The organism is Parabacteroides sp. AF18-52 (assembly GCF_003479145.1).
In the GTDB taxonomy this organism is placed as follows: Bacteria; Bacteroidota; Bacteroidia; order Bacteroidales; family Tannerellaceae; genus Parabacteroides; species Parabacteroides faecis.
In genome coordinates, this window is sequence record NZ_QUGR01000033.1 from 1 (window position 1) to 6,426 (window position 6,426).

At 55.0% G+C, this 6,426-nt stretch carries 3 protein-coding genes; all 3 read left to right on the forward strand.

Annotation, left to right across the window (positions count from 1 at the left end):
- Positions 1–1,227: DNA topoisomerase (locus DWX23_RS24615; RefSeq protein WP_182425363.1), on the forward strand; the 1,227-nt coding region annotated here is incomplete at its 5' end.
- A gap of 162 nt (positions 1,228–1,389) precedes the next feature.
- Complete coding sequence (locus DWX23_RS24620) at positions 1,390–1,842, forward strand: DUF1896 domain-containing protein (protein WP_004304266.1); 453 nt, start codon at positions 1,390–1,392, stop codon at positions 1,840–1,842.
- A partial coding sequence (locus DWX23_RS24625; protein ID WP_117652952.1) for an N-6 DNA methylase occupies positions 1,832–6,426 on the forward strand: 4,595 nt, incomplete at its 3' end. The genes DWX23_RS24620 and DWX23_RS24625, both read left to right, overlap by 11 nt.

The following is a 6,426-nucleotide window of genomic DNA, read 5'->3' on the forward strand; positions in this document are numbered from 1 at the left end:
GAAGCCAACGCCAAGCACGGCTTCACGGCGGAACAGACGCTTGAAATCGCGCAGAAACTCTACGAAAAGAAGTTGATAACCTATCCGAGAACGGGAAGCCGCTACATCCCCGAAGACGTGTTTGCCGAAATTCCCAAACTGCTCGCTTTCATCGGCACACAGCCCGAATGGAAAGACAAGGTGCGGGCAAAAGCCGCCCCGACACGCCGCAGCGTGGACGACGGCAAGGTGACAGACCACCATGCCCTGCTCGTCACGGGTGAGAAACCGCTCTTCCTCTCCAAAGAGGACAATACCATCTATCAGATGATTGCCGGGCGCATGGTCGAGGCATTCTCTGAGAAATGCGTCAAGGATGTGACCACTGTCACGGCGGAATGTGCCGGAGTGGAGTTTACCGTAAAAGGCAGCGTCGTGAAGCAAACCGGATGGCGTGCCGTCTATGGCGAGGAAAAAGAGGAAATTACCATCCCCGGCTGGCAGGAAGGCGACACGCTGACACCGAAAGGCTCGTCCATTACCGAAGGAAAGACCAAACCCAAGCCGCTGCATACCGAAGCCACCCTGCTCTCGGCAATGGAAACGGCGGGCAAGGAAATTGAGGACGACGCACTGCGGCAGGCGATGAAGGACTGTGGCATCGGTACTCCCGCCACACGCGCCTCCATCATCGAAACGCTTTTCAAGCGCGGTTACATGGAACGCTGCAAGAAGTCGCTTGTTCCCACCGAAAAAGGACTTGCCCTCAATTCCGTCGTCAAGACGATGCGCATCGCCGATGTTGCCATGACGGGCGAATGGGAAAAGGAGCTGGCGCGTATCGAGCGCGGGGAACTGTCCGACGACACCTTCCGCAAGGAGATAGAGGCGTACACACGTGAGATAACCTCCGAACTGATCTCGTGCGACAAGCTCTTCGGCAGCCGTGACTCCGGCTGCGCGTGTCCCAAGTGTGGCACGGGCAGGATGCGGTTCTACGGCAAGGTGGTACGCTGCGACAACACGGAGTGCGGACTGCCCGTGTTCCGGCTGAAAGCGGGACGCACCCTGTCCGACGATGAAATCAAAGACCTGCTCACCGAAGGGCATACCAAGCTGCTCAAAGGGTTCAAGAGCAAACAGGGCAAGAGTTTCGATGCTGTTGTCGCCTTTGACGGGGAATATAACACGACTTTTGTGTTCCCGGAGGCTAAAAAGGACAAGAAATTTTCAGGACGGAAGAAATAGTATTAACTTTGCCACTTGTTCAGAGTAATGAATTGTTCTTCGATACCGGATTACACTCATACTTTGGATTTAGTGGTGGCACTCGGAGGGATACCGAGTGCCTTTTTCTTCCTTTTTCCAACCGATTATCCCGTTAATTATCAATCCGCTAAATCCAAAGTAATGAACAACAAGAAGAAAAACGAGGGTCAGACCGACTTTTCCTATTACGGTCTGTACCTGCTGGACTATCTCCGCACGAACAAGTTTGAACAGGCTGACGACACCGCTTTCATACGGGAACGGGCCGACCGTGCCGCCGAAACGTATGAGAGGGCACGGCTTGAAGGCTATCCCGCCGATGGTGCGCAGGAACTGGCGATGGACACGCTGCTGCGCGGGCTGCATTATTCCCGTTACGCCATCCTCCGCGAAGTCGTGGAAAACGAGTTTGCCGATGAAGTGCCGGAAGAGAAGCGTGAAGCCTTTGTCCTGAAACTGCTGCCGCTTGTCGGCAACGTGTTCTCCGTCTATGACCTCTCGGATGACAATTTCGCCCTGTCTTCCGATTACGACCTGCTCTACACGGAGCTGACGGGAGCAACCGTCCTTTACTTAGACGAATATGGCGTTTAACCGCAAACAGAAACTGCGGGACAACATCGAGGCGATACGGACGGCATTCATCCTTGACAGGGAAAATAGGACAGCGACAACCGAAGAGCGTGCCATACTTCAAAGGTACTGCGGTTTCGGCGGTCTGAAATGTATCCTCAACCCTGCAAAGGAACTGACGGATGCCGTCCGGTGGGCGAAATCCGACCTCGAACTGTTCGCCCCGACGGTGGAGCTGCACAGGCTTATCCGTGAGAACAGCAAGGACGAAACAGAGTACAAGCGGTTTGTGGATTCGCTGAAAGCGTCCGTGCTGACCGCTTTCTACACCCCCAAAGAGATAACCGACACCATCGCGGACGTGCTGGCAGATTACAGCGTCCGCCCCGCCCGTATGCTCGAACCGTCGGCAGGTGTCGGCGTGTTCGTGGATTCCATGCTGCGGCACAGCCCCAATGCGGATGTGATGGCTTTCGAGAAGGATCTGCTCACGGGTACAATCTTGAGGCATCTCTATCCCGACCAGAAAATGCGCACCTGCGGTTTTGAGAAAATCGAAAGACCGTTCAACAATTATTTCGACTTGGCGGTGTCCAACATTCCGTTCGGTGACATTGCCGTGTTCGACGCGGAGTTTCAGCGGAGCGACTCTTTCGGCAGACGCTCCGCCCAGAAAACCATCCACAACTATTTCTTTCTCAAAGGACTGGATGCCGTGCGTGACGGCGGTATCGTGGCGTTCATCACCTCGCAAGGGGTATTGAATAGCACCAAGACCTCCGTGCGTAACGAGCTGTTCAGTCAGGCCAATCTGGTATCCGCGATACGCCTGCCCAACAACCTGTTCACGGACAACGCGGGCACGGAGGTGGGCAGTGACCTGATTGTCCTGCAAAAGAACCTCAGCAAGAAGGAAATGTCGCAGGACGAGCGGCTGATGACCGTGATACAGACGGACACGAAAACCGCCCTGACCGACAACGCCTATTTCATCCACCACCCGGAACGCATCGTGCATACGATGGCGAAACTTGACACAGACCCCTACGGGAAGCCCGCTATGGTTTATCTGCACGAGGGCAAGGCAGCAGGCATCGCCGGGGATTTGCGCCGTATGCTCGACGAGGATTTCCATTACAGGCTTGCCATGCGCTTGTATTCGGGTTCAATCCGGCAGGCAGGAACGGAAGAAAAAGTTGCCGTTCAAAATAAAGTAGAGCGTCCTGCCATAAAATTGGAAACAGTATCCTCGGCGCAGACGGTGGAAACTCCGACAGAAAAGCCGCAACCCGCAGATGAAAAGCCGGAGATAGAACCGCGCCCGCAATATTCCGCAGGCGTGCAGCTCACCCTGCTTGACCTCTGGGGGATGACGGAAGAGGTCAGCCAACCGAAAACCTCCAAAAAGAAAAAGACGGTGAAAAAGGCAGTTACGGCAAAGTCCACTCCGCCCAAACCGAAAGTCACGGTTACACCGACAGCTCCAACTGCAAAACCCGCAATGGAGAATAAGGAGGTGAAAGCGGAGAACACCGCCAAGCCTGCCGACCCGGACGACATCTATGCCACACTGGACTGGGATACCAATCCTCCCATCAACGGTTTCTATGAAATGATGATGGGTTTGACGCCGGAGCGTAGGAAAGAACTTCGGGAACTGGCAAGGCAGCATAACGAGAAACAAGTGGCGGAAAAGACGGAAGTGAAAGCCGTGCCGGAAACTTCCCGTGAGCAGCCACGACAGGAGGAAACACAGCCGGAGGCAGTCGCCGCACCTGCCGTTACAGATACCCCATCGGAAGCGGTGGGGACTTTCCTTTTCCCCGACATCGAAGCGGAAAAGCCGAAGGAGGAAGTCGTGGACCTTTCTCCGCGTGCCTACCACCGCACGCCGGAGATGCACCTGCGCGAAGGGTCGCTGGTGGCTGACCGGGGGCGTCATAACATCGGCTACCTGAAAGACATCACGCCATACGGGGCGACATTCCAGCCGCTCGACCTGAAAGGATACCAGAAGGAAAAGGCGTTGTTGTATGTGTCGCTGCGTGACGCCTACGAGCGTCTGTACCGTTATGAATCGCTCCGGCGCGAGGCAAATGTTCCGTGGCGAGAGCATCTGAATACCTGTTACGATGAGTTTGTCATGCGCTACGGCAACCTCAACGCCAAGCAGAACGTGAAGTTAGTGATGATGGATGCGGGCGGGCGCGACATCCTTTCGCTGGAACGGATGGAAAACGGAAAGTTCGTCAAGGCGGACATCTTCGAGCATCCTGTTTCCTTCGCGGTGGAGAGCCATGCCAACGTAGGCTCTCCCGAAGAAGCCCTGTCTGCGTCGCTCAACAAATATGGTACGGTCAATCTCGACTATATGCGGGAGATAACCGACAGCACGGCGGAGGATTTGCTCACTGCCCTGCAAGGGCGCATCTACTACAATCCGCTCGTGACCGGTTACGAAATCAAAGACCGTTTCATCGCCGGAAATGTCATAGAGAAAGCGGAACGCATAGAGGCATGGATGGGTGACAATCCCGAAAATGAGCGTATGCCGGAGGTGAAGCAGGCGTTGGAGGCTCTGAAAGATGCCGAGCCGCAGCGCATCGCCTTCGAGGATCTGGACTTCAATTTCGGGGAACGCTGGATTCCGACGGGTGTCTATGCCGCCTACATGAGCCGGCTGTTCGACACGGAGGTGAAAATCGCCTATTCCGCAAGCATGGACGAGTTTTCGGTGGTGTGCGGCTACCGCACCATGAAAATCACGGACGAGTTTCTGGTGAAGGGGTATTACCGGAACTATGACGGTATGCACCTCCTAAAACACGCCCTGCACAACACCTGCCCTGACATGATGAAGTCCATCGGCAAGGACGAGCATGGCAACGACATCAAGATGCGCGACAGCGAGGGAATACAACTCGCCAACGCCAAGATTGACGAGATACGAAACGGCTTCTCCGAATGGCTCGAAGAGCAGTCGCCGCAGTTCAAGGAGCGGCTTGTGACGATGTATAACCGCAAGTTCAACTGTTTCGTGCGCCCGCGCTACGACGGCTCCCATCAGACCTTTCCCGACCTCAACCTGAAAGGGCTGGCAAGCCGGGGTATCAAGAGCGTCTATCCCTCACAGATGGATTGCGTCTGGATGTTGAAACAGAACGGCGGCGGAATTTGCGACCACGAGGTGGGAACCGGTAAGACGCTGATAATGTGCATCGCCGCGCATGAGATGAAGCGTCTGAATTTGGCACACAAGCCGATGATTATCGGGCTGAAAGCCAACGTTGCGGAGATTGCAGCCACCTATCAGGCGGCATATCCCAACGCACGTATTCTGTACGCTTCGGAGAAGGACTTTTCGACCGCCAACCGTGTGCGCTTCTTCAATAATATAAAGAACAACGACTACGATTGCGTCATCATGTCGCACGACCAGTTCGGCAAGATACCGCAGTCGCCGGAATTGCAGCAGCGCATCCTGCAAGCAGAGCTTGACACGGTGGAGGAAAACCTCGAAGTGCTACGGCAGCAGGGAAAGAACGTGTCGCGGGCGATGCTGAAAGGATTGGAGAAGCGCAAGCACAACCTTGAAGCGAAGCTGGAGAAGGTGGAACACGCCATAAAGTCACGCACGGACGACGTGGTGGATTTCAAGCAGATGGGCATCGACCACATCTTCATAGATGAGAGCCACCAGTTCAAGAATCTGACTTTCAACACGCGCCACGACCGTGTGGCGGGATTGGGAAACAGCGAGGGAAGCCAGAAGGCACTTAACATGCTCTTTGCCATACGCACCATACAGGAGCGCACAGGAAAAGACTTGGGTGCGACCTTCCTCTCCGGCACGACTATCAGCAACTCACTGACTGAATTGTACCTGCTGTTCAAGTACCTGCGCCCGAAGGAGCTGGAACGGCAGGACATAAGGTGTTTCGACGCTTGGGCGGCGATATTTGCCAAGAAGACGACGGATTTTGAATTTAACGTGACGAACAATGTGGTCCAGAAGGAGCGTTTCCGCTACTTCATCAAAGTGCCGGAGCTTGCCGCCTTCTATAATGAAATCACGGACTACCGCACGGCGGAGGATGTGGGCGTTGACCGTCCTGCCAAGAACGAGATACTGCACCATATACCGCCCACGCCGGAACAGGAGGACTTCATACAGAAACTGATGCAGTTCGCCAAGACGGGCGATGCCACCTTGTTGGGCAGGCTGCCGCTTTCGGAAACGGAAGAAAAGGCGAAGATGCTCATCGCCACGGACTATGCCCGGAAAATGGCACTCGACATGCGCATGATAGACCCGAATTACGAAGATCATCCCGACAACAAAGCGAGTCACTGTGCCAAGATGATCGCGGAGTATTATCAAAAATACGACGCCCAGAAAGGCACGCAGTTCGTTTTCTCTGATTTGGGGACATACCAGCCGGGCGACGGGTGGAACGTCTATTCGGAAATCAAGCGCAAACTGACGGAGGACTACGGTATACCGCCAAGCGAGGTGCGCTTCATTCAGGAGTGCAAGACCGACAAGGCGCGGAAGGCGGTGATAGACGCCATGAACGCCGGGACGGTGCGTGTGCTGTTCGGCTC